22 protein-coding genes and 2 pseudogenes are annotated in these 23,840 nt (G+C 64.5%); 9 read left to right on the top strand and 15 right to left on the bottom strand.

Annotated features, from left to right (window positions below):
- Positions 1 to 42: 42 nt before the first annotated feature.
- From AU465_RS01705 to AU465_RS01690, 4 genes are read left to right on the top strand one after another with little or no spacing between them, the layout of a single operon-like run.
- The gene (locus AU465_RS01705) at positions 43 to 1,305 is read left to right on the top strand and encodes an aldose 1-epimerase family protein (protein WP_246505808.1); all 1,263 of its coding nucleotides are present in this window, start codon (positions 43 to 45) and stop codon (positions 1,303 to 1,305) included.
- Positions 1,302 to 2,390, top strand: coding sequence for a fatty acid desaturase family protein (locus AU465_RS01700; protein WP_192243393.1), 1,089 nt, complete (start codon positions 1,302 to 1,304; stop codon positions 2,388 to 2,390). Before AU465_RS01705 ends, AU465_RS01700 begins: the two co-directional genes overlap by 4 nt.
- 28 nt (positions 2,391 to 2,418) lie before the next feature.
- The gene (locus AU465_RS01695) at positions 2,419 to 2,733 is read left to right on the top strand and encodes a MocE family 2Fe-2S type ferredoxin (RefSeq protein ID WP_192243391.1); all 315 of its coding nucleotides are present in this window, start codon (positions 2,419 to 2,421) and stop codon (positions 2,731 to 2,733) included.
- A gap of 36 nt (positions 2,734 to 2,769) precedes the next feature.
- Positions 2,770 to 3,573: a 3-methyl-2-oxobutanoate hydroxymethyltransferase gene (locus tag AU465_RS01690; RefSeq protein ID WP_192243389.1), complete on the top strand. Its 804-nt coding sequence runs from the start codon at positions 2,770 to 2,772 to the stop codon at positions 3,571 to 3,573.
- Here AU465_RS01690 and AU465_RS01685 read toward each other — a convergent pair.
- The gene (locus AU465_RS01685) at positions 3,570 to 5,075 is read right to left on the bottom strand and encodes an HAL/PAL/TAL family ammonia-lyase (protein WP_192243387.1); all 1,506 of its coding nucleotides are present in this window, start codon (positions 5,073 to 5,075) and stop codon (positions 3,570 to 3,572) included. The two genes, AU465_RS01690 and AU465_RS01685, sit on opposite strands and share 4 nt — an antisense overlap.
- Positions 5,072 to 6,073: an ornithine cyclodeaminase family protein gene (locus tag AU465_RS01680; protein ID WP_192243385.1), complete on the bottom strand. Its 1,002-nt coding sequence runs from the start codon at positions 6,071 to 6,073 to the stop codon at positions 5,072 to 5,074. The genes AU465_RS01685 and AU465_RS01680 overlap by 4 nt, the downstream gene beginning before the upstream one ends.
- Before the next feature lie 111 nt (positions 6,074 to 6,184).
- On the opposite strand from AU465_RS01680, the pseudogene AU465_RS01675 reads away from it, so the two are divergent.
- Positions 6,185 to 7,626, top strand: a pseudogene (locus AU465_RS01675) (DHA2 family efflux MFS transporter permease subunit).
- A 366-nt stretch (positions 7,627 to 7,992) separates the two neighbouring features.
- Here the strand turns inward: AU465_RS01675 and AU465_RS01670 are convergent.
- From AU465_RS01670 to AU465_RS01620, 11 genes and pseudogenes are all read right to left on the bottom strand, one after another.
- Positions 7,993 to 8,880, bottom strand: coding sequence for an amidohydrolase family protein (locus AU465_RS01670; protein ID WP_192243563.1), 888 nt, complete (start codon positions 8,878 to 8,880; stop codon positions 7,993 to 7,995).
- Positions 8,880 to 10,013 (bottom strand): vWA domain-containing protein, encoded by a 1,134-nt coding sequence (locus tag AU465_RS01665; protein ID WP_192243565.1) that lies wholly within the window; start codon positions 10,011 to 10,013, stop codon positions 8,880 to 8,882. The genes AU465_RS01670 and AU465_RS01665 overlap by 1 nt, the downstream gene beginning before the upstream one ends.
- Positions 10,014 to 10,066: 53 nt before the next feature.
- Positions 10,067 to 10,949, bottom strand: a pseudogene (locus AU465_RS01660) (AAA family ATPase).
- Positions 10,950 to 10,956: 7 nt separating this feature from the next.
- Positions 10,957 to 11,961 carry a xanthine dehydrogenase family protein molybdopterin-binding subunit gene (locus AU465_RS37035; protein WP_192243383.1) on the bottom strand — a complete coding sequence of 335 codons (1,005 nt, stop codon included), beginning with the start codon at positions 11,959 to 11,961 and terminating at the stop codon, positions 10,957 to 10,959.
- Position 11,962: 1 nt separating this feature from the next.
- Positions 11,963 to 13,330, bottom strand: a complete 1,368-nt coding sequence (locus tag AU465_RS37030; RefSeq protein ID WP_192243381.1) for a xanthine dehydrogenase family protein molybdopterin-binding subunit — start codon at positions 13,328 to 13,330, stop codon at positions 11,963 to 11,965.
- 11 nt (positions 13,331 to 13,341) lie between these two features.
- Positions 13,342 to 13,824 carry a (2Fe-2S)-binding protein gene (locus AU465_RS01645; protein WP_192243379.1) on the bottom strand — a complete coding sequence of 161 codons (483 nt, stop codon included), beginning with the start codon at positions 13,822 to 13,824 and terminating at the stop codon, positions 13,342 to 13,344.
- 112 nt (positions 13,825 to 13,936) lie between these two features.
- Positions 13,937 to 14,731 carry an FAD binding domain-containing protein gene (locus tag AU465_RS01640; RefSeq protein ID WP_192243377.1) on the bottom strand — a complete coding sequence of 265 codons (795 nt, stop codon included), beginning with the start codon at positions 14,729 to 14,731 and terminating at the stop codon, positions 13,937 to 13,939.
- Positions 14,732 to 14,746: 15 nt separating this feature from the next.
- Positions 14,747 to 15,190, bottom strand: coding sequence for an SRPBCC family protein (locus AU465_RS01635; RefSeq protein ID WP_192243374.1), 444 nt, complete (start codon positions 15,188 to 15,190; stop codon positions 14,747 to 14,749).
- 105 nt (positions 15,191 to 15,295) lie between these two features.
- Positions 15,296 to 16,123 (bottom strand): AraC family transcriptional regulator, encoded by an 828-nt coding sequence (locus AU465_RS01630; RefSeq protein WP_192243372.1) that lies wholly within the window; start codon positions 16,121 to 16,123, stop codon positions 15,296 to 15,298.
- A gap of 245 nt (positions 16,124 to 16,368) precedes the next feature.
- On the bottom strand, positions 16,369 to 17,367 hold the full coding sequence (locus AU465_RS01625; protein ID WP_192243370.1) for an ABC transporter permease: 999 nt from the start codon (positions 17,365 to 17,367) through the stop codon (positions 16,369 to 16,371).
- Positions 17,368 to 17,422: 55 nt separating this feature from the next.
- Positions 17,423 to 18,166, bottom strand: a complete 744-nt coding sequence (locus AU465_RS01620; protein WP_192243368.1) for an ATP-binding cassette domain-containing protein — start codon at positions 18,164 to 18,166, stop codon at positions 17,423 to 17,425.
- A 453-nt stretch (positions 18,167 to 18,619) separates the two neighbouring features.
- Between AU465_RS01620 and AU465_RS01615 the strand changes: the two genes are divergently transcribed.
- Entirely contained in the window at positions 18,620 to 19,609 is a 990-nt protein-coding gene (locus AU465_RS01615; protein ID WP_192243366.1) for a sugar-binding protein, read from the top strand.
- A 191-nt stretch (positions 19,610 to 19,800) separates the two neighbouring features.
- Entirely contained in the window at positions 19,801 to 20,583 is a 783-nt protein-coding gene (locus AU465_RS01610) for a FadR/GntR family transcriptional regulator (protein ID WP_192243364.1), read from the top strand.
- A 20-nt stretch (positions 20,584 to 20,603) separates the two neighbouring features.
- Here AU465_RS01610 and AU465_RS01605 read toward each other — a convergent pair whose 3' ends face one another.
- Entirely contained in the window at positions 20,604 to 21,653 is a 1,050-nt protein-coding gene (locus AU465_RS01605; protein ID WP_376774802.1) for an NAD(P)-dependent oxidoreductase, read from the bottom strand.
- A gap of 45 nt (positions 21,654 to 21,698) precedes the next feature.
- Between AU465_RS01605 and AU465_RS01600 the strand changes: the two genes are divergently transcribed.
- Both AU465_RS01600 and AU465_RS01595 read left to right on the top strand, forming a co-directional pair.
- Positions 21,699 to 22,595 carry an NAD-dependent epimerase/dehydratase family protein gene (locus tag AU465_RS01600; RefSeq protein ID WP_192243360.1) on the top strand — a complete coding sequence of 299 codons (897 nt, stop codon included), beginning with the start codon at positions 21,699 to 21,701 and terminating at the stop codon, positions 22,593 to 22,595.
- A gap of 100 nt (positions 22,596 to 22,695) precedes the next feature.
- Positions 22,696 to 23,475: a FadR/GntR family transcriptional regulator gene (locus tag AU465_RS01595; RefSeq protein ID WP_192243358.1), complete on the top strand. Its 780-nt coding sequence runs from the start codon at positions 22,696 to 22,698 to the stop codon at positions 23,473 to 23,475.
- A gap of 49 nt (positions 23,476 to 23,524) precedes the next feature.
- On the opposite strand, the gene AU465_RS01590 is transcribed toward AU465_RS01595, so the two are convergent.
- Positions 23,525 to 23,812, bottom strand: coding sequence for a DUF3175 domain-containing protein (locus AU465_RS01590; RefSeq protein WP_192243356.1), 288 nt, complete (start codon positions 23,810 to 23,812; stop codon positions 23,525 to 23,527).
- Positions 23,813 to 23,840: the final 28 nt, after the last annotated feature.

The following is a 23,840-nucleotide window of genomic DNA, read 5'->3' as shown; positions in this document are numbered from 1 at the left end:
GCATGGGGCACCGACGTTGAAAGTCAGAAACCCGAGCGCTGCATGGTAGATCTCTACGGCAAGACGTTGTCGCGAAGGCAAGTGGCTGAACGCTCCGGCATGCTGTCGCAATTCGCCGGCGTGCGGCTGATGACACTTGGCGACGGCGTCGAGCGCGGCATCCGCATGCTCGAATTCCGCACGGGATCGGGCCTGCGCTTCACCGCGCTCGTCGATCGCGCGCTCGACATCGCCGATTGCGAGTACAAGGGCCAGGCGATCGGCTGGCACTCGCCGAGCGGCTTCCGCCATCCCGGTCTGCACGACTATGAGGGCGAGGACGGTTTTGCCTGGGGGCGATCCTTCTCCGGCCTGCTGGTCACCTGCGGCCTCGATCACATTCTCGGCCGCAACGAGGTGCCGGCCGAGAACTACAATTATCCCGGCCGCAAGACCGTGACGCATTCGCTGCATGGACGCATCGGCACCATTCCGGCGCGGCTTACAGGCTATGGCGAAGCCTGGGACGGCGACCGCTGCGTGCTGTGGGCGGAAGGCATCGTCCAGCAGGCAAGCGTGTTCGGCGAGGACCTGCATCTCATCCGTCGCATCGAGGCCGATGTCGGCGGCAACGAGATCCGGCTTTCGGACCGCGTCGTCAATCACGGCTTCCACCGCACCCCGCACATGTATTTCTACCACGTCAATGTCGGGCACCCGTTGCTCGACGAGGGCTCGCGCTATCTGGCGCCGATCCGCGACGTCGTCTGGGCCGCGCATGGCGACGAGCGCTATCAAGCACAGAAGGTCGGCTACCATACCGTGCCGGCGCCGCAGCTCGGCTTCAGCGAGCAGGTCTGGCAGCACGAACTCGGAGCTGACGGCAACGGCGAGGTACCGGTCGCGGTTGTCAACGATCGCCTCGGTCTCGGCTTCGAGGTCGTCACCCGTAAGGACCAGTTGCCTTGCTGCTATCAGTGGCAGAATTTCCAGGCCGGCCAGTATGCGCTCGGCATCGAGCCCTCGACCCACCATGTGCTCGGCAACCTTGCCGCGCGCGAGCGTGGCGAGATGATCTGGCTGGAGCATGACGAGAGCCGTTCCTATGACGCGGTGTTCCGCGTCCTCGATGGCAAGGGGGCGATCGCCGGCGCCGAAGGTAGGATCGCGGCCATCGCCCGCCAGCCCGCGCAGGATTATCCTCAGCCCTCCGGCAAGTTTCCACGACTAGCGGGCGAGGGCATGAGCGCGACAATTATCCATGGCGAGCCCTCCGGCCGGCGGACCGGATCGCCAGCGGTGCGCGAAGATTGGAGGCAAATGTGACGGCAAAGAAGCGCGACTACAGCCTTGTCGGCGAAAGCACGCGTAAGGCGATCGAGACCGGGCTTGCCTCGGCCGAGTGGTATCACACCGACGTGGCGCGCAAGGGCATGAAGGAGCTGATGCAGCGTTCCGACGGACCGGCGATTCGCGACACCATGATCTGGATTGCGGCGATCCTGGGCTCGGCCGCCGGCATCGTCTGGTTCTGGGGTACGTGGTGGGTCGTGCCGTTCCTGTTCGTCTATGGCGTGCTCTACGGCTCGTCGAGCGACTCGCGCTGGCACGAATGCGGCCACGGCACCGCCTTCCGCACACGCTGGATGAACGATGTCGTCTATCACATCGCCTCGTTCATGCTGATGCGCAATCCGGTGCAGTGGCGCTGGAGCCACGCCCGCCACCACACCGACACCATCATCGTCGGCCGCGATGCCGAAATCGCGGTGATGCGGCCGCCGGACCTCTTGAAGGCGGCGCTCGCCTTCACCGGCATCCTCGACTTCCGCTATTCGCTGCCGACGCTGGTGCGCCAGGCCCTCGGCAAGCTGTCGGACGACGAGAAGAGCTATATCCCGGAGATGGAGCAGCATAAGGCAGTGATCGCGGCGCGCTGGCATATGGTCGTGTATGCCGCGACGATCGCTACCGCGATCGCACTCAGGTCATGGATACCGCTGGTGCTGATCGGCCTGCCGCGGCTCTACGGCACCTGGCATATGGTGATGACCGGCCTGTTGCAGCATGTCGGGCTCGCCGACAACGTCACCGACCACCGGCTCAACACGCGCACGGTCTACATGAACCCTATCAGCCGGTTTATCTACTGGAACATGAACTACCATGTGGAGCATCACATGTTCCCGATGGTGCCCTATCACGCGCTGCCGAAACTGCATGAGCTGATCAAGCACGATCTGCCGGAGCCGAACCCGTCGATATGGCATGCCTATCGCGAGGTCTGGCCGGTGCTGCTCAGGCAGCTGAAATACGAGGACTATTACCTCAAGCGCGAACTCCCGCCGACGGCCAAGCCTTATCGCGGCGAATTTCACGAGCTCGACATAACGGCGGCCGCCGCCGAATAGGCTGCGTCTATCAATCCGGAGAGAGACGATGGCGGAATGGGTCGAAGCATGCGCGGTGGACGATGTGGACGAGGAGGACGTGATCCGCTTCGATCATGCCGGCCGCACCTTCGCGATCTACCGCTCGCCTGACGACGAGTTCTTCGCCACCGATGGTTTCTGCACGCATGAAAAGGCGCATCTGGCCGACGGGCTGGTGATGGACGACATCATCGAATGCCCCAAGCACAATGGCCGCTTCAACTACAAGACCGGCGAGGCCAAGGGCGCGCCGGTCTGCGTCAACCTCAAGACCTATCCGGTTAAGGTCGAGGCCGGTAAGGTCTTGATCGAAATCGGCTGATCAGCCGCCCGCCAAGCTACGAAGGAACAGAGTTCGATGAGCCGAAAGAGACCGACCGTTGCCGATCTGCGCGCCATGAAGGGCAAGCGGCAGCTGACCATGCTGCGCGTGCTGACCTTGGAAGAGGCGGAAGCCGCCGAGCGCGCCGGCATCGACATTGTCTCGGTGCCGCTGGAACTGGTGCTCAATCCGCAATACCGCGATGCGGCACCCAGCCTCTTCACCATGCCGGGCGACAATTTTTATGAGATCGGCACGGCGGACGATTTCCTGCGCTGGGCCTTCCGGCTCTACAAGGCCGGCGCCGACGCCGTCTATTGCAGCGCTGGCTACGCTACCATCAAGCGCATGGCCGACGATGCCATTCCCGTGATTGGCCACGTCGGCCTCATTCCTTCCCGCGCGACCTGGACCGGCGGCTTCAAGGCCGTCGGCAAGACCGCCGACACGGCGATCAAAGTGTTCGAGGCGGTGAAGCAGCTGGAGGCGGCAGGCGCGATCGGCGCCGAGATCGAAGTCGTGCCGGTCGAGGTGGCGAAGGCGATCTCCGAGCGCACCTCGCTCATCATGCTGTCGATGGGCGCGGGCACGGGCTGCGATGCCCAATACCTGTTTGCCGAAGATATTCTCGGCACCAATCGCGGTCACATGCCGCGCCACTCGAAAGTCTATCGCAACTTCGCCGCCGAATACGACCGTTTGCAGGCGGAGCGCATCGCGGCGTTTTCTGAATATGTCGCGGACGTCAACAGCGGCGCCTATCCGGAAGACAGGCATATCGTGCATATGGATCCGGACGAGCTCACCCTCTTCATGAAGAAGGTGGACGAAAAAGTCTAAACAAGCAGTATTTGGTGCACCGCAGGGTGCCAATACCCATCGGCGAGCACGGCGTGGAGCGCGTCGGCGCTGGATCCCAGCGGCTGGTCTTCCTTGAGCGTCGGCACATGGGCGCGGACGGCGGCGTGGATCGCTCCGGTGGCGGGCGCCAGCGTTAGCCCTTCGCGCAGATCGATCGCCTGCGCCGCCGCCATCAATTCTAAGGCGATCAGCCGCCGCCACAGCACGATCATCTCGGCGCATTTGGCGACGGCAAGCGGCGTCTGCGTGGCGTGGTCCTCCACGCCCTCGGACACGGGCAGGAAGTCGAGCATCACCGGATTGGCCTTGTGGCGGATGGCGGCCAGGATCGCCGCCACCGTCTTCTGCAGCGGCACGAAGCCGGCGGACGCGCCGCCGACCGGCGAAAGGTATTTCGGCAGGCCGTGGCGGGTGGAGCCGGTGAGCTGGATGAAGCGGGCGGCGGAAGCCGCCGCGCATTGGGCGATCGCGAGGCCCAGCGTCTCGAAGGCCAGCGACAGCGAGGCGGTGTGGAAATTGCCTGTCGACAGCACGAGCAAGTCATCGGCGAGCACCAGCGGGTTGTCGGCGGACGCGTTAAGCTCGATCTCGACGGCGAGCCTGGCATGGTCGATCGCCTGGATCAGCGCGCCGTGGATCGAGGGCATGCAGCGGATCGACAGCGGATCCTGAAGCGTGGTCGGTGCCGATTCCTCGCCCTGGGCAAGCAGCTCGCGCAACGCCTTTGCCGCCACCTGCTGGCAGGCGGCGGGCCGCGCCAGATGCAGTCGGGGGTCAAGGATGGTGCGGTTGGCGCCCAGCGCCTCCATGGTGAGCGCGCCGGCCTGCTGCTGCTGTTCCAGCGCCGAGAGCGCATCGGTTAGCGCCAGCGCGCCGGCGCCGGTGGAGGCGGCGGAAGCGTTGATCAGCGACAGGCCGTCCTTGGGAGCCAAGCCGACCGGCGCAAGGCGCGCCATCATCAGCGCCTTTGCCGAAGGCATGCGCCTGCTCTGATAGTCGGCATCGCCTTCGCCGATCAGCGTGTGGGCGATCGCCGTCATCAGCACCAGGTCGCCGGCGCCGATCGAGCCAAGCGAGGGCATCACCGGATGGACGCCGGCGTTGAGCAGATCGACGAGCGCGGTGAAGACATGCGGCGACAGACCGGAGCCGCCTGCCGCGAGCATGGCGATGCGGGCGAACATCACCGCGCGCACGAGCTGGGTAGGCAATGGGTTTCCCACCGCGGCGCCGCGCCCGTCGAGAAGCTGGCGCTGGAAGGCGCCGGCATCGCCTTCGACTGTCGTGCCGAGATTGGCGCCAAGCCCGGTGTTCAGCCCATAGATCTGCTGATCACCGGCAGCGGCGGCATCGAGGACCTCGCGCGCCTTGGCCAGTTTTTCGATGACGGCAGGCGTGACTTCGATCTTGCCTGCATTGCGCGCGACGGCGGCCACATCCTCGATGCTGACGCCGGCGCCGGTGAGAACGAGCGGGGTCATGCGAAGCGCAGCCTCTGGCCGATGCCGTGTTCCGCGGCTTTGGCCAGCATCGCCTTGCCGAGCGCGATATCGGAGAGCGACAGGCCGCGATGCCAGAACAGGATCGTTTCGCCGTCGCTTTGCCGGCCCGGCTTGCGGCCGGCCGCGATCTGGCCGAGCTCGGCATGCAGCGTCGCCTCGCTCAGCCGTCCGGTCTCGACATGGGCGCGCAGCGAGCCGAACTTGCCGCCCTTGCACTGACCCCAGTCGTCGACGACGATCTTTTGCATGATGTCGGTGAGCGAAAGCTCCACCGCGCTCATCGTGCCGTAAGGCACCACCAGCGCGCCCCGCTTGATCCATTCAGTCTTGAGCAGCGGCTGCGGTTCCGGCAGCCGCGAGGCCTCGACGACGATGTCGGCGCCTTCGACGCAGCCCTTCCAGTCAGCCACGGCCATGACGGGTTTGCCGAGATCGGCAGCCAGCTTCGCGGCGAAAGCGTCGCGGCTTTCCGGGCGGCGCGAATGGACGCGGATCTCGTCGAAGTCGAAGAGGTGATCGAGCAGGCGCACATTCCAGTAGGCGGTGCCGCGCGCGCCGATATGACCGAGCACTTTCGACGATTTTTTGGCCAGATGCTTGGCGCCGATCGCCGTGACGGCGCCGGTGCGCATGTCGGTGATGACGGTGGCGTCCAGGATGGCGCGCGGCGTGCCGGTGCGCGGGTCGAAGAGGTTGAGGATGCCGAATTCGGACGGCAGCCCGCGCAGGTAGTTGTCGACGTAATCGCCGACGATCTTCACGCCGGCCGCATCGAGCGGCGCCACATAGCCGCGCAGCACGTTGAAGTGGCCATGGAAGGACGGATCCGGCTCGAGATGGACGCGCGGCTCGATCACCGTCTGGCCGTTGCCCTGGGCGACGAGCCCGGCTTCGACGGCGCCGATGATCTCGGCATCGGTCATGGCAAGGGCTTCAATGTCGAGAGCATTGAGGTAGTCGATATAGATCGGCTTCATGCATTTCCCTCGGCCGGCCCGCGCTCATCCATAACAGGCGGCGCGGCGACACGAAAGTTTGTTGGTTAAACTCTGGACTGGTTCAGCCTTATGCTGTTCAACCAGCGCGTCATGACCAGCATTCCCGACAACGAGGCCGTGTTTCAGCCGAAGACTTCCGCCCGGCGGTCACGGCGCGTGGCGCTGATCGTCGCCGTCGCCTTCTTCATGCAGTTGCTCGACTCGACCATCATCTCGACGTCGCTGCCGCAGATGGGGCAGTCCTTCGGCGTGCCGGCGGTGGCGATGAGCATCGGCATCACCGCCTATATGCTGACCATGGCGGTGTTCGTGCCGCTGTCGGCCTGGCTCGCCGACCGGTTTGGCGCGCGCAACGTCTTTCTCGTCGCCATCGCGCTGTTCACGCTCGCGTCGATCACCTGCGGCTTCTCGCAAAGCCTGACCGAGTTCGTCGGCGCCCGCATCGTGCAGGGGCTCGGCAGCGCGCTGATGACGCCGGTCGGGCGCATCCTGGTGCTGCGCAACGCCGTCAAATCGGAACTGCTCAATGCCACGGCGCTGATCACCTGGCCGGCCTTGTTCGCGCCGGTGGTCGGGCCGGTGCTCGGCGGCTTCATCACCACCTATCTCTCCTGGCACTGGAACTTCTTCATCAACGTCCCTCTGGGGCTGGCCGGACTGCTGCTGGTCGCCCGCTTCGTGCCGGGCGATCGCGATTCCGAGGCGAGGCCGCTCGACTGGCGGGGCTTTTCCTCACCTCGCTCGGTCTCGCGGTGATGCTCTATGGACTGGAGCGCCTTGCGCATCCCGAGAACGGCATGCTGCCGACAGTCGCCCTGATTGCCGCCGGCATTGCGATCGGCTGGATCGCCGTGCGCCACCTGTTGCGCACGCCGCATCCGCTGCTCGACCTCTCCGCCTTCAAAGTCCTGACCTTCGCCGTCTCGACATTGTCGGCGGGCACGATCTTCCGCGTCGCGATCAATGCAACGCCCTTCCTTTTGCCGCTGCTTTTCCAGGTGGGCTTCGGGATGCGGCCGGTCGATGCCGGCTTGCTGATCCTGGCCTATTTCCTCGGCAATCTCGGCATGAAGGCAGTGACGACGCCGACGCTGAGGCGCTTCGGCTTCCGCCGCGTGCTGATCGTCAACGGACTGATCGCCTCGCTGGCGATCATGGCCTGCGGAGCGATCTCGCCGCAGACGTCGCCGGTGCTGGTGGTGGCGCTGATGCTCATCGCTGGTCTCACGCGCTCGATGCAGTTCACGGCGCTCAATACGCTTGCCTTCGCCGATATCGGCGGGGCGCAGCGGAGCTCGGCGGCGACGCTCTCCAGCATGCTGCAGCAGGTATCGATGCTGTTCGGCGTGGCGGTCGCGGCGGCGATCCTCAACCTGTCGCAGATCGCCGGAGGCGAAGCGACGCCCGATCTCGCCGACTTCAGAATCGCATTCATAGCGATCGGGCTGATCGGGCTCGCGGCATCGTTCCGTTTCATGGTCCTGTCGCCATCTGCCGGGGCGGAGGTCTCGGGCCACTCCGCGGACGATTGACACCGCGCTCGCTGTCTTTTGCGAATGTAAATTCCGCCAGCCCCGCAGGCTTCGAATGCGCTCTTTCACGAGCCGCACGATCGAGGCAATGAATTGCCAAAAGCCCAAGAGTTTCCGCCTATTGCGCCAGTTTCGGCAATCGATGCGACCACTCGGCAAATAGTCGGAGAGGCAGGGTTCTTGAACGCGGATTCATTTGACGAGCCGCTGTTGAGCCGATTAGCTTTCGTCCGGGATGGCGGCCCGGCAGGGCCTTTCCATCGGGGCGAAAAGACATGAACGCGATCGGTTGGCCAGACCAACCATCTCGTGACAGCGATGCAGATCCCGATTGATCCGCAGTTCGAGGTGAAGTGAGACGCCGGCTCACGCAGGCCGATAGACCTTCTCCGCCGTGTTCCAGAGGATGTCCGCCTCGGCTTTCTGGCCATGTCTTGCCACCGCCGCGCGGTGCGCCTTGATCAGCTCGGCGTGGCTGGTCCACAGCTTCTCGATGGGGAAGTTCGAGCCGAACATCAGCCGGCCGCTGCCGAGGATTTCGATCGCGTTGTCGACGATGTAGCTAATCAGTTCCGGATCGTTGCGATGCGCGAAGGTGCCGAGCCCCGACAACTTGGCGTAAAAGTTGGGCGCCGCTGACAGCGTCTGCAAGCCTGCCTTCCACGCTTCGGTCGTTTGCGGCTCCATGCCGGTCAGCATACCGGCATGGGTGAGGATGAAATTCGTCTGAGGGTTTTCGCCGACCAGCGTCAGCCCGTCCTGCATCTGCGCCGGGAAGAGCTGCAGGTCGAAGGAAAGGCCATAATCGTTCAGCCGCGCTACGTTTTTCCGCACCTTGGGATCGATAACCTGGTCGGCCGAAGCGGCGAAGCGGAAAGCGGGGGTCTCGTGCCAGTGCAGCTGCATGCGCACGCCGCGCAGCAACGGATACTTTTTCAGCCGGTCGATCTGCGGCCGGACATCGTCGACCGTCATGTCGGCATAGCCGACGATGGCGTGCGGCCAGCCGGTCTCGTCGGCGGTTTTCTGCAGGAAGGCGACCTCCTTCTCGAAATCCTCCTTGGCCCAGTTGGTTTGGACATAGACGGCCTTCTCGACCCCGGAGCCTTCCTGGTCTTCGAGGAATTCCGTGATCGGATAGTCGCGGCGGATCGGCTCGTAAGGGCCGAAGATGCGCGGTACCATCGGTCCGACCAGCCAGGGCTGGTCCTGCTGGCGCCAGATGTGGAAGTGCGCGTCGATGGCTTTCTGCATCACGATACCCTTTTCCAGATGGCTTCGGCCGCCTGAGCGGGGCGGGCGAGCGACAGGATGAAATGGGTCAGGCTTCTGACCGACGAGCCATCGACCAGGTCGTCGAGCACCGGCAGGATGGCGCGCAGCGCCGCCGTCGCCGGGCGGAAGCGCGGATCGCCGGCGAGGGGTGTCGCCAACGAGAGCCGGAAGGCGCGGGCGCTCAGGCGGCGGATCGCTGTTTCGAGATCGGCATGGTCACCGCGCTCCAGCGCGTCCGACAGGATCACCACCGCCGCGCCGCGTGCGAAGGCGGAAAAGCGCGGCACCGATAGGAAGGCAAGCAAGGTCGGCCCCATGCGGGTGCCGCCATCCCAGTCGTCTACCAATGCTGAAGCGCGAGCCAGCGCCTGGTCGCGGTCTCGGATGCGCAGCGCCGAAGTGATGCGGGTAAGCCTCGTGCCGAAGGTGAATACTTCCGCGCGGTCGGCGCCTTGCACCGCCGCATGCGCGAGCTTGAGGTAGTCGGCGGTGTGCAGCTTCATCGAGCCGGAGACATCGATGAGCAGCAAGAACTTGCGCGGCACGGTCTGCCGGCGGCGCAGCAGCGGCGCGGGGATGTCGCCATCGGCGCTGACGATCTCGCTCAGCGAGCGCCTGAGGTCGAGGATGCCGCGCGAACGCGTGCGCGTGGTGCGGAAGGAACGGCGGGCGGGAAGGGCGGAGGCGAGCCGGCGGCGGAACGAACCCAGGCCATCGGCGTCGCGCTGGAAATCGCGGCTGCTCAATTGTTCGAGCGCCGAGGACAGCTCGCCGCCTTTCTCCTGGCGGACGGTCCGGCTTTCTTCTTCACGCGTGCCGCGATCGTCCTTGACGCGGGTTTCTTCGTCCTCTTCGCCTTCGATCGAAGGCTTGGCGTTGCCATAGAAATAACCGCGGAAATGCGCCTCGAATTCGCTGCGGCGGTCGGGCGAGGGCGCAAGCGTCGCAAGCGCCGCTTCGTGGATATCGTTCATCGAGCGCGGCCCAAGCAGCGTCACTGCCTGCATGAAGCTGGTCACCTGCTCGGGTGCGATGGCGAAGGCGTGGTGGCGCAGCAGTCGGGCAAAGCCGAGAAAGGGCGCCGCGGCGTGGGGCAAGCTTTCCCCATGCATCTGAGAGATAGGCGGACGATGCCAACTCGTCGTCAGCTCGGTGAGATCACGCATCACGCCAGCGCCTCCTCGACAATCCTTCCGAGTTCGGGCGCGATCGCGGACAGGTCCTCCTCGTCCTTGATCAGCACGCCGATGGCGCGGCGGAAGGCGTCCGACCACGGGCTGCCGCCTTTCTCGAGGATGGTCGCGGCATTCGCCCATTCGACGGCTTCGGCGATGCCCGGCGGCTTGGCCAGCGGACGGGCGCGGATCTGCTGCACGGCATTGGCCACCGCGCGCGCGGTCGCCTCGGCGACGTGGCCTGAGCGCAGCATGATGATCTGGGCCTCGCGCGCGGCGTCGGGATAGCCGATCCAGTGATAGACGCAGCGGCGGCGCAGCGCCTCAGCAAGCTCGCGGGTGCGGTTGGAGGTCAGGATGACGATCGGCTGCGTTTCGGCGCGGATCGTACCGCGCTCGGGAATGCTGATCTGGAAATCGGAGAGGAATTCGAGCAGCAGCGCTTCGAACTCATGGTCCGAGCGATCGATCTCGTCGACCAGAAGCACGCGCTGTTCCGGCGCCCGCAAAACCTGCAGCAGCGGTCGCGCAATCAGGAAGCGGTCGTCATAGATGTCGATCTCGTGCTCGCCGGCATGGCGGATGGCGAGCAGCTGGCGCTGGTAGTTCCACTCGTAGAGCGCATGCCCGGCGTCGATGCCTTCGTAGCACCTGCAGGCGCACCAGTTCGCGGCCGAGCAATTCGGCAACCGCCTTCGCCGCTTCGGTCTTGCCGACGCCAGGCGCGCCTTCGAGCAGCAGCGGCTTGCCGAGCCGGATCGCGAGGAAGATCGCGGTCGCCAAGCTGTCGTCCGCCAGATAGCGCGAGGCGGCAAGGCGCGCCGCCACTGCTTCCGGCGAAGCGGCGATCTGTTCGGCGTCGGCGCGGGTCATCTTCTGCTCAGCCCGCGGCCTGCGCCTTCAGCGCGCGCAGGATGCGCTCCGGCGTGATCGGCAAAGTGTCGATGCGAACGCCGACCGCGTCGAAGACGGCGTTGGCGACGGCCGGGATCTGCGGGTTGGCGCACATCTCGCCCGGCCCCTTGGCGCCGAACGGGCCATCGGCGGAAGGGCGCTCCAGCACGATGATCTCAGTCGCCGCGAGATCGCCCGGCCCCGGCATCAGATACTGGTTGAAGTCGGTGGCGCCATGGTCTCGGTTCGGATAATAGGGCTCGGTCGTTTCGTAGAGCGCGTGGCTGATGCCCATCCAGGAACCGCCGACGAGCTGCTGCTCGACCATCTTCGGGTTCAGCGCGCGGCCGATCTCGAAAACGTTCTTCACGGTCAGCACCGTCACCTCGCCGGTCTCGTCGTCGACCTCGACCTCGGCCACCGTGCAGGCATGAGCATAGCAGGTCGAGGGCTTCATCGCGCCGGTCTCCTTTTCCGGATAGGAGCGCGGGATGAGAAACATGCCGCGGCCGGAGATCGAGCGGCCGCGCTTGAAGTGGGCAGCCAGCGCGACATCGAAGATCGAGATCGATTTCTGCGGCGCGCCTTTCACCAATATGTTGCCCTGGCCATCGGTTTCGAGGTCCGAAGCATTCACTTCCAGCTCCTCGGCAGCCACTTCCAGCATCACCTGACGGGCCTCCTTGGCCGCCTGAATGACGGCATTGCCGGCGCGGTGCGTGCCGCGCGAAGCGAAGGTGCCCATGCAGTGCGGGCCGGTGTCGGTGTCGGCGGTGTCGACGATGACGCGGTCGGTCGGCACGCCGATCGTCTCGGCGCAGATCTGCGCCATGATCTGCTTCATGCCCTGGCCGAGATCGACGCTGGAGAGCGTGACCATGAAATTGCCGGTCGGCGTCGAATGGACCAGCGCCTGGGTCGGGTCGCCGCCGAGGTTCATGCCGGTCGGATAGTTGATCGCGGCGACGCCGCGTCCACGCCGGATCGCCATCTCAGGCTCCCTTCCTGTAGGAGGACATCGCCATGTATTTTTCCGCTACCGGCCAGTTGGCGGCGCGCGAGGCTTCCTGCATGCACTCGATCAGCGCCGCGCCCTCGGTCGGCTGGCGATGCGCCTTCATGTCGCCGTCGCGATAGGCGTTGATGAAGCGGAATTCGAGCGGATCCATGCCGATCAGCCGCGCCAGCTTGTCCATCTGCACCTCCAGCGCGAAATCGCCGATGGTGACGCCGAAGCCGCGCATGGCCGAGGAGGGAGTGCGGTTGGTGTAGACGCAGTAGGTGTCGATCCAGACATTCGGGATCGTGTAGGGCCCGGGATAGTGCGCGGCGCCCTTTTGCGCGCCGTAAGGCGAATGGCGCGAATAGGCACCGGCATCGGTGTAGCCCGTCACCTTACGCGCTACGATGCGGCCATCCTTCATGACGCCGTCCTTGATGACGACCCTCTCGGCGGCGCGCGGCGAGGAAATCTGCATTTCCTCCTCGCGGCTGTAGATGAAAGAGACCGGGCGTCCGGTCAGCTTGGCGGCGAGGATGGCGATCGGCTCGACGATGACGTCGACCTTGCCGCCGAAGCCGCCGCCGACGGTGCCGCCGACGAAATGGAGCTTGCTGCCCGGCATCTGCAGGATGATCGAGGTGTTGTCGAGAGTGAAGAACATCGCCTGCGTGTTGGTGTAGCAGGTGAAGCGGTCATTGCCCTCCGGCGCCACCACGCAGCCGGTGGTCTCGGTCGGCGCATGCTCGATCGGCGAGGACTGGTAGCTCTGCTCGAGGATATGATCGGCCTCGGCAAAACCTGCCTCGACATCGCCGAAGCGCACCTTGCGGCACTCGCCGCTGTCATAGAGGTAGTAGTTCCGGCCGTGATATTCGTTGACGATCGGCGCGCCTGGCTTCAGCGCCTCCTCCATGTCGAAGACGGCCCGCAGCACCTCGTAGTCGACCTTGACCTTGGCGGCGGCTTCCTGCGCCGCGCGCTCGGTCTCGGCCAGCACCGCCACCACGGCTTCGCCCTTCCAGCGCAGCTTGCCGTCGGCCAGCACCGTCTCGTCCTCGGGGCCGATCTGGATCAGGATCAGGATGGTGTAGACGTTGTGCGGCACGTCCTTGGCGGTCAGCACCCTGACGACGCCGGGATGCTTTTCCGCCTCCGAGGTGTCGATCGAGCGGATGCGGGCATGATGGTGCGGGCTGCGCACCATTTTCAGATGCAGCATGCCGGGAAAATTGCGGTCGGCGAAATAGGCGGTCTTGCCGGTGACATGTCCGGGGGAATCGAGCCGCGGGCGCGGCTGGCCGATCTCGTGGAGGTCGTCCTTGCGGACATCGGCGAAATAGTCCTTGCGCAGTTCCATGGCTCGTTCCCTCAGGCGGCGTTCTGCGAATTGGCGCGCGCGGCGGTGAGCACCGCCTGGATGATCGGCTCGTAGCCGGTGCAGCGGCAGATATTGCCGGACAATGCCTCGACCGCGTCGTCGCGGCTGGGATTGGGCGTGCGGTCGAGCAGCGCCTTGGCGGCCATGATCATGCCCGGCGTGCAGAAGCCGCATTGGGTGGCGAAGGCATCGAGGAAGGCGCGCTGCAGCGGATGCAGCACGCCGCCTTCGGCAAGACCTGCCGTCGTCCTGATGTCGGCCCCGTTGCAGGTTTCGGCGAGGGTCAGGCAGGAGAGCCTCAACTCACCGTCGATGATGACTGAGCAGGCGCCGCAGGTGCCCTGATGGCAGCCGCCCTTCGGCGAGGTGTCGCCGATCTTGTCGCGGAGCACGTGCAGCAGCGTCGTGCCGCTCTCGATGAATTCGGCTTTTTCGGAGCCGTTGAGCGTGAATTGAACAGGAACCTTCGCCATTCTTCCTCCTTTCGCGCCTGCCCGATGAACCGGACCGACGCGCGTCCCCCACGGACTTTTTTTCGTGCTTGTCGTTATCCCCAAAACCGCTGCTCGCTTTGGGCGACAAGCATTAACCGAGCAGCAGCCGACCGAGATGGACCGGCAGGACCTCCGCGCGATACCAAGCGCTGGCAATCGGATCGGTGATCGGCGAGATTCCTTCAGCCGCCGCGGCAAGCGCCGGTGCAATCTCCTCGGAAGTGAGCTTGCATCCGAGCAACGCCTCCTCCGCCGCCTTGGCCCGTATCGGCCGGTCGGCCATGCATCCGAGCGCGATGCGGGCGGACGTCACAGTGCCGTCGGTGGCGAACTGCAGGTGTGCCGCGATGCTCAGCACCGAGACGCCTTTCGGCTTGACCCGCGATACTTTGAGGAAGCGGAAGCTCTCCGCCTTGGGCAACGAAAAGCTGACAGCGGTGACGACGGCGCGGCTGGTGTCGCGGCCCGCCAGGAAAGTCTCGATCGGCATTTCGCCGGCCTCGGCGGCAACGCTGGCATCCAGCGCCAGCAGCGCAACCGTGAAGTCGCCGTAAGGGGCGGGGGCGAACAGGTTGCCGCCGACGGTCGCCATGTTGCGGATCGCCGGCCCGCCGACGGCGCGCGCGGCCGGCGCGAGCGTGGCAAGCTCGGGATGGCGGGCGATCGCGGCCATGGTGACCGAGGCGCCGAGCCTTACCTTACCGCCGGAAACACTGATTGCCGACAGGGTAGGCTCGGTCACGCGGATAAGGCTGGAAACGGAAACGTCGCCCTCGTTGGCGGCGCGAACGACCAGCGTGCCGCCGCCGAGATAGCGCGTGCCCGCCGCCTGGAGCGCCGCATTGGCGTCTTTGACGGAGGAGAAGGTCTGCAGCGCAAGCGACATGGCGCGCTCCCCGATCTAGCTGTTGCCGGCGAAATGGCTCTTCAGGGCATTGAAGCCGCCCTGGAAGACATTGGCGCCCATGCCCTCGGCGAGCTTCTCGGCTTCCTCGGGGGCTGCGTCGAAGCTCGCGCTCCATTCGGCATAGGTGCGGTTGCCGTCGGTGACGCGGCGCAATTGCAGCGTCGCCTTGTGGTTGGTGATCGGCTGCGGGGTCTCGAGGATCGAATAGCTGACCAGGAAATTCTCGTCGGAGAAGTCGAGCAGCTTTTCGCGCAGCCGGGCCCCGCTGACTAGCTTGAAGTTGCGCACGCAGCCGATGGTAGCGGCGTCCTTGCCGTCCTCGATGTGGCTTTCCACCATGCGCGGATGCCAGCCAGGCAGGCCGTTGAAGTCGCGGATGCGCGCCCAGACCTGCTCGACCGGCGCGTCGATGACGCTGGAGATAGTGACTTTCGCCATATGCTCGTTCCCTTCCCAAAGATGGGAAGGAGGCTAGGGCGGCGGGCGGGGCGGCGCTTATCAACGCGTCTTGCGCGCCTATCAATCAGTCTGATTCTCGGCGGCTCAGGACATTGCCCGCGCCGCTTCGCGGTAGAGCGTCGGCGGCACGCCGACATGATCGCGGAAGAAGCGCGAGAAATTGCCCTGGGTGGTGAAGCCGAGATTGCAGGCGACCGAGATCAGCGGCTCTTGCGACCATTGCAGCTGGCGCACGGCTTCCTCCATGCGCAGCGTGTTCCAGTAGACGTTCGGGGTCAGGTTGGTCTGTTCCTTGAACAGCGCGAAGAAATGCGGCCGGGACAGGCCGACGCTGCGCGCCACGTCGTCGAAGGAGATCCGCTCGCAGACGTTGGCCTTCATCAGCTGGATCGCCTTGCGGACGCGGAAATCCAGCATCGTGTTGATGCGAGCGCGCGCCGCCTGCGGCGCCGAGGCATCGGCGGCGTCGAGCACGCTGTCGATGAAGCGCTCGATCTCATAGTTGGCGACGTCGTCGATGCTTTCGTTGTCGGTCAGGTGATCGAGCAGGTTCGCCGCCGCCTGATGCAACCACGGCTCCAGCGTTATTGCCGCCTGCGCAAACAGCGGCGCGGAGGGCGGCAGATCACGGCGCCGCCGCGCCCAGTCGGGATCGATATAGAAGGCAAGGAAAAGGCCGGGCTTGCCGTCGCGCGAAAGCGCGTGGCTGTGCGGTTGAAAGGAGTTGATGCCGGCGGCGGTCTCCGGTCCCAGCGGCACCGTCTCGCGGCCGATCGTCATTTCGCCGGCCGTGCCTTCCAGCCAGATGATGAGATGCGCCTCGCCATGGGCATGGGTGACGAAGTCGTTGGCGACATTCAGGACAGAGACATGTCCGAACCGGCCCCAATAGAGCCTGATCGCGTCCGTCATGGGTATATTTCCTCCCCCAGGCGACTGGCCTCCCTTCGCCTGCCCGGGGATTGTGCGACCGGGGTGTGGCGGCGTCAAGGCAGGCAGACGCGGCGGAACTTGCGTTCAAAGCGCCTGGGCGGATTTTCAGACTGAGCGATAGGCTGGAAGAAACGAGGCGCTGGTGGTCTCTGGAACACCCCTCATCCGACCTCGCTGCGCGAGGCCACCTTCTCCCCCAGGGACCCTGGGGGAGAAGGTGAAAGCTAGTCGCTGCGCCGGAAGTTGCGGATGCGGTCGAACAGCACGGCGAGCAGAATGGCGCCGCCGATGAAAGTGCCTTGCCAGAAGGCGTTGATGCCGAGCAGGCCAAGACTGTTGCGGATCACCTCGATCAGGGCGGCGCCGACGATGGCGCCGAAGGCCGTGCCGACACCGCCGGCGAGATTGGCGCCGCCGATGACGGTGGCGGCGATCACCTGCAGCTCCATGCCGGTGCCGAGATTGGTGGTGACGGCACCCAGCCAGCCGGTCTGGATGATGCCGGCGACACCGGCCGAGAGCGCCGAGATCATGTAGACCGCGACCTTGATCTGGCGCACCGGAACACCGGTCAGCGTCGCCGCATGCTCGTTGCCGCCGATGGCGAAGATGTGCCGGCCGAACTTGGTCCAGCGCAGGATGAAGCCGGTGATCAGCGCCAGAAGGATCATGTACAGCACCGGATTAGCGATGCCGAACACCCAGGCGCCGCCGCCCAGCGCCAGAAGCTTGTCGTGATCGGGTCCGAACTGGAAGACGACGGTGTTGTTGGAGGCGACCATGGCGAGGCTGCGGGCGACCGACAGCATGCCGAGCGTCACCACGAAAGGCGGGAAGCCGAGATAGGCGATGAGCACGCCGTTGAAGGCGCCGATGGCAAGCGCGGTGGCGATCGACGCCAGGATGCCGACCTCGATCGAATAGCCGGCGTGCATGGTGACGGCCAGCACCATCGAGCACAGGCACAACACCGAGCCGACCGACAGGTCGATGCCGCCGGTGATGATGACGAAGGTCATACCAAGCGCGACGATGGCGACGAAGGTGATGTTGCGGGTGATGTTGTAAAGGTTCTTCTGCGTGGCGAAGGCATCAGTGGCGAAGGACAGGAACAGACAGGCGAGGATGACCGCGATCACCACCCAGAAGGTCTGGCTGGACAGCACGCGCGACACGAAAGTGTGCTGCTTCTGCGCGATCGTCTGGTCAAGGGTGACTGCCATTATCGACCTTTCCTGCCGGCGGTGAAGGCGCCAAACGTCAAGAATTCCAGTGCTTTCATGCCACTTGCTCGATGGCGCCGGTGATCAGCCCGGTGACTTCCTCGGGCGAGCTCGAGGCGATCTTCTTGTCGGCGACCTTCCTGCCGCGCCGCATGACGATGACGCGGTCGGCGACGTCGAAGACGTCGGGCATGCGGTGGCTGATCAGCACGACGGCGATGCCCTGGTCGCGCAGATGGCGGATCAGATTCAGCACTTCGGCGACCTGCCTGACCGAGATCGCCGCGGTCGGCTCGTCCATCAGCACGATCTTGGCCTGCGACAGCATGGTGCGGGCAATGGCCACCGCCTGGCGCTGGCCGCCCGACATCTGCTTGACGAGGTCGCGCGGCCGGGTCTCGGATTTCAGCTCGGCGAAGATCTGGCCGGCACGCTTGTACATGGCGGCATAGTCGAGAATGCGGAAAGGGCCGACGCCGCGACGCAGCTCGCGCCCGAGATAGACGTTTGCCGCCGCCGTGAGGTTGTTGCACAGCGCCAGGTCCTGGTGGACGATCTCGATGCCGTGCTGGCGGGCTTCCACCGGTTTGTGAAGGATCAGCTCCTTGTCGTCCATGCGCATGGTGCCGTGACTCGGGCGGAAATTGCCGGCAATCATCTTGACCAGCGTCGACTTGCCGGCGCCGTTGTCGCCCATCAGGCCAACGACTTCGCCGGCCTCCAGCGTGAACGAGACGTCGTTCACCGCCTGGATGGCGCCGAAATGCTTCGAGATGTTGGCGAGTTCGAGAACCGACACCAGCCTTAAGCCTCCCCTTTTTCGCCCCGCGACGGCCCTGCCATGGTTGCCGGCGCCGCATGGGTCTCGCGCCTCCAGCTCCTCCAGAGCAGGTGCGATAGACTCATTTAGGCAAATGCGGACATGGGCGTCAATCAATTGTCGGGCGATTAATTTCGGAACTCGTCGAAAAATCGGTTTTGTAGGACAAATAGGAATTGACGTCGGCTGCGAGCCGATATTAGCTAGCGTCGGAGGAAGAACCTGCCCGCGCAAATCGCCGGTCGGCGGAAGCGGCGGGCAGGGGATTTGATCCGGTAACGCCAGCGTCCATTCGACCTGGAACGGATCGGCAAATGCTTATCGGCCCCGGCTTGAGACACGGACGTTCGAGGCAATTCCCGTGTCCCTTTCATTCGGGCCGATCGGTGTGGCGGGCACGTCGTGTCCGTCTGTTTTCAAGGGAGGACTGATATGAGGAAATCACTTTTGCTCGCCGCCGTCGCCGCCATGGCGTTGGGCGCCGGGCCGGCTTTGGCCAAGAAACAGGTCGTCATTGTCGTGAAGGGTCTCGACAACCCGTTCTTCGAAGCCATCCACCAGGGCTGCGAGAAGTGGAACAAGGAGAATGCCAGCTCCGAATATGAATGCTTCTACACCGGTCCGGCATCGACCTCAGACGAGGCCGGCGAAGCCCAGATCGTGCAGGACATGCTGAGCAAGCCGGATACGGCCGCAATGGCGATCTCACCGTCGAACGCGCCGCTGATCGCGCAGACGATCAAGAGCGCCAATCCGTCGATCCCGATCATGACCGTCGACGCCGACCTAGCCAAGGAAGATGCAGCGCTGCGCAAGACCTATCTCGGCACCGACAACTATCTGATGGGCAAGAAGATCGGTGAGTACATCAAGAAGGCCAAGCCGAACGGCGGCACGGTCTGCCTGATCGAAGGCAACCCCGCAGCCGACAACATCCTGCGCCGCGCCCAAGGCACGCGCGATGCGCTCAGCGGCAAGGAAGGCCTTGCGGCGCTGGCCGGCGAAGGTGGCTGGACCGAGGTGGCGGGGTGCCCGGTGTTCACCAACGACGACGGCGCCAAGGGCGTGCAGGCGATGACCGACATCCTTGCCGCCAATCCCAAACTCGATGCCTTCGCAATCGAGGGTGGTTGGCCGCTGTTCGGCGCGCCGCAGCCCTACCGCGACCTGTTCAAGCCGATGGCCGACAAGATCGCCAAGAATGAATTCGTCATCGGCGCCGCCGATACGATCGGCGACGAGGTGGCGATCGCCAAGGATGGCCTTGTGACTGCACTGGTCGGTCAACGGCCGTTCGAGATGGGCTACAAGGCACCGTCGGTGATGATTGACCTGATCGAAGGCAAGAAGGTCGACGATCCGGTCTTCACCGGCCTTGACGAATGCACCAAGGACACGGTCGACACCTGCATCCAGAAGTAAGCTTCGATCTCGGGGCGCCTGCCAACGGGCGCCCCGCCTCATCGGTTCAAGACAATGGGCGAAGCAAGCATTGTCGGGGCGTGAGGCTCCGGCTTTGACGCGCCCATGGCGTGCATTTTCGGCGAAGCGACCGACGGGCACGAAAGCAACAGGCGGTTCCTCGCGCAGTTTGCCGCCACATTGGAACGTCGATGTCGGACGAGAAAGCAAGGAAGCGATCCGCCAGGGTAGGGGCGCCAGCCGCCAGCCCGGCCGCTACCGTTCGCCGGCCTGACATGGCATGGGTTCCAGGTTCAAGCGTCCATACCTCGCTGGCCGGCGAAATCGGGCTGCGGATCGTGCGCGGGGATTATCCGCCTGGAACCATCCTGCCCAACGAAGCCAAATGGTCGGAAACCTTCAACGTCAGCCGCTCGGCGGTGCGCGAGGCGATCAAGATGCTGATGGCGAAAAGCCTGTTGGCCTCACGCCCGAAGATCGGCAGCTGGGTCGAGCCGAAGGAACGCTGGAACCTGCTCGACCGCGACGTGCTTGCCTGGTACGCCACCGCGCCCGATCGCGAGGTTTTCCTCAAGACCGTGCAGGAATTCCGTCACATCATCGAGCCGGAAGCCAGCGCCTTCGCCGCCTTGCGGCGGAGCGAGGAGCAGATGGCCGAGATCAGCCAGGCCTGCCGGGAGATGGGCCAAGCCACCAACCTGCAGGAGCGAACCCGCGCCGACACACGCTTCCATCTCGCCATCCTGAGAGCTTCGGGCAACGATCTCCTGGTGCCGCTCGGCGTGCTGATCGAATCGGCGCTCGACCATCTCTTCGTCTTCGTCACGCGCGAGCACAGCGATCAGCGCCGGGCCCAGTCCCTGCACGAGGCGATAGAGAAGAACATTCGCCTCCAGCGCCCGGCCGCCGCCAGAAGCGCCGTGCATAGGCTCCTCGCCAACACCGACGAGGTGATCAAGCTTTCGCGGCGCTGAGAAAGCTTGCGCCGCGGCTGTCAGATCTTCTGCTTCACGCCATCCTTCGACGGCATCAGGTCGACGCCGTTGAGCTTGCCGATATGGGTGGCCAGCATCGGCACATACTGCTCGGCCGGCCCCGCGGCGAAGGCAGTCGCGAACGAGTTCTTGGTGGCGTTGCCGAGCGGGTTGGCAATGCCGGCAGCGCCCGCCATCGATTCCAGATAGGTCAAATCCTTGAACGCATTGGCGACGGAGAATTTGTGGGCGTCGCGGTCGCCATCAAGCGTCCAGCGCATGAAGGTCTGGTAGAAGCCGCAATCCATGCGGCCATTGCGGATCACGCTGTCGAAGCGCGGCGGCGAGATTCCGACCTTCTCAGCCAGCGCCAGCGCCTCCGAATAGATCGCCGCGTAGCCCAGCGAGATGAAATTGTTGAGCAATTTCATGCGGTGGCCATCGCCGGTGCCGCCGATATGGACGATGCGGCCGGCCCAGGTCTCGATCACCGGCTTCAGCCTGGCGAAAACCGCGTCGGGCGCGCCGACCATGGCGTCGAGCGTGCCTTCCCAGGCCTCCTTCGGCGTGCGGCTGAGCGGCGCGTCGACATAATCGACACCGAGCGCCTCGAGCTCGGCGGCGAGCGCCATGGTTGAGACCGGATCGGATGTCGAGCAGTCGACGACGACCGAGCCTTTCCTCAAACCTTCCTTCAGCCCGCTAGGTCCCCGGATGATCGCCTCCACCTCGCGTGAGCCGGTGACGCAGATGAAGACGATGTCGGAGGCGGCCGCCACCTCACGAGACGTCGATGCCTCCTCCGCGCCGCGGCCGATCAGGTCTTCCGCCGGCTTGCGGTTCTTGCGGCCAAGGAAGGTGAGCGGGTAGCCCTTGTCGACGATGTTCTTGGCGATGCCGTGGCCCATCAGGCCGAGACCGATGAAACCGATGTTTTCGCGGGCAGCGGTGGTGGTCATGTCGTTTCGTCCCTGTCTTTGTTGATGATCGGCGCCGGCGCGGCCCGCCGGTGGCCGATGCTGGAAAAGGTTTTCGCGGATCGCGGTTGGCAGGCGATTGTGGAATGCCATATTGTCTGACAATACACATAGTTCCCGAGCAATGTGGAGAGCAAAATGACGAAGCGGATCATGTTCACCGGCGGCAGCGGCAAGGCCGGCCGCCATGTTGTTCAGTATCTGGTCGAGCATGGCTGCCAGGTGCTCAACATCGACACCAAGCCGCTCGACAACCCGAAGGTGCGCACGCTGATCACCGACATCACCGACAGCGGCCAGGTGTTCAACGCGCTATCGAGCTATGCGGGACTGCATGAATTCGACCCGTCGCTGCGGGCGCAGCCGGTCGATGCCGTGGTGCATTTCGCCGCCATCCCGCGCATCATGATCACGCCCGACAACGAGGTGTTCCGCATCAATGCGATGGGCACCTACAATGTCATCGAGGCGGCGGTGAAGCTCGGCATCCGCAAGGTGATCATCGCCTCCAGCGAGACGACCTACGGCCTGGTCTTCGCCAACGAGCCGCGCAATCCGATGCATTTTCCGCTCGATGAGGACTATGATGTCGATCCGATGGACAGCTATGCGTTGTCGAAAATCGTCAACGAAAAGACGGCGCGCGCCTTTGCGCTGCGCAGCGGCTTCGACATCTATGCGCTGCGCATCGGCAATGTTATCGAGCCGCATGAATATGCGCTGTTCCCGAAATGGTTCGCCGATCCGGGTTTCCGCAAGCGCATCGCCTGGAGCTATATCGACGCCCGCGATCTCGGCCAGATCACGTTGCGCGCCATCGAGAAGGATGGGCTGGGCTATCAGGTGTTCAACGCCGCCAATGACGACACCTCGTCCGATCTGCCGACGGCCGAGCTCTTGAAGCGCTTCTATCAAGGCGTGCCGGTCAAAGCCGAGCTCGGTGAATTCGAGACGCTGCTGTCGAACCGCAAGGCTCGGGAGGTGCTCGGCTTCCGCCCCGAACATAGCTGGCGCAAATACGTCAAAACTGCGTGAGGGGCGCCAAACACAGGTTGAGCTGTGCACATCCAGGCGCGTTGCGGCAAAGCTAGCTTGCCGTGCTTGACAGCTTCTGAAAACCGGACTTTCTGGATATATGCGGGACGCAAAGCCGAATAACGAAAAAAGGCCGCCGACGAAATCGGCATCCGCCGAACGTCCGGCGGGCGTTCGGCGGCCCGATGCGCCGCGCATCCCTGGCTCCAGCGTGCACGCGTCGCTGGCGAGCGAAATCGGCCTTCGGATCGTGCGCGGCGACTATCCGCCGGGCACCATCCTGCCCAACGAAGCGAAATGGTCGGAGACCTTCGACGTCAGCCGCTCGGCGGTGCGCGAGGCGATCAAGATGCTGATGGCCAAGAGCCTTCTGGCATCGCGGCCCAAGATCGGCAGCTGGGTGGAGCCGAAGGAGCGCTGGAACCTCCTCGACCGCGACGTGCTCGCCTGGTACGCGACGTCGCCGGATCGCGAGGTCTTCCTGAGGACGGTGCAGGAGTTCCGCCATATCATCGAGCCGGAGGCGACGGCTTTTGCCGCAATGCGGCGCACCGACGAGCAGATGGCCGAGATCAGCCAGGCCTGCCGGGAGATGGGCGAGGCGACCAACCTGCAGGAGCGCACCCGCGCCGACACGCGCTTCCACCTCGCCATCCTCCGGGCCTCGGGCAACGACCTCCTGGTGCCGCTGGGCGTCCTGATCGAGTCCGCCTTCGACCATCTTTTCGCCTATACGACCCGCGAGCTGGACGATTTGCAGCACGCCCAGAAACTGCACGAAGCGATCGAGAGGAATATCCGGCTGCAGCGGCCGGATGCGGCGCGCAACGCCGTACGCAAGCTGCTCGCCAATACAGACGACGTCATCCGCTCGCGCTGAGGCCTGCTGATATTCAGGTGATACCGGCCTGATCTGACTTCAATGAGCCTTAGCCTTCTCTCTCGCGCCCGAAGGCGGCGCGCAACTCGTCTTTCGCCTTTTCCAGAACTCGCTTTCGCGATTCCGGCAGGTTCCTGCCGGCGCGGTTGATGTAGAAATTCAGCATCGACATCGCGGATTGGAACGGCTCCGCCTTACGGCGATGGCTGTGCTCGGCCGAGCGCTTCAACGAGGCGGCGATCTTCTTGGCATCGTCGGATTCGAAGACGTGCTCCTCGAGATCCAGCGCATCGCTGTGCTCGGTCACTTCGGCAGACCATTTTTTCCTGGCGGTCATGGCGAAACTCCTTCCTTGGGCACAACTC

It is taken from the genome of Mesorhizobium silamurunense (genome assembly GCF_014843905.1).
Lineage (GTDB): Bacteria > Pseudomonadota > Alphaproteobacteria > Rhizobiales > Rhizobiaceae > Mesorhizobium > Mesorhizobium silamurunense.
Note: the sequence above shows the minus strand (reverse complement) of the source record. Positions and strands in the feature narration are given on the sequence as shown.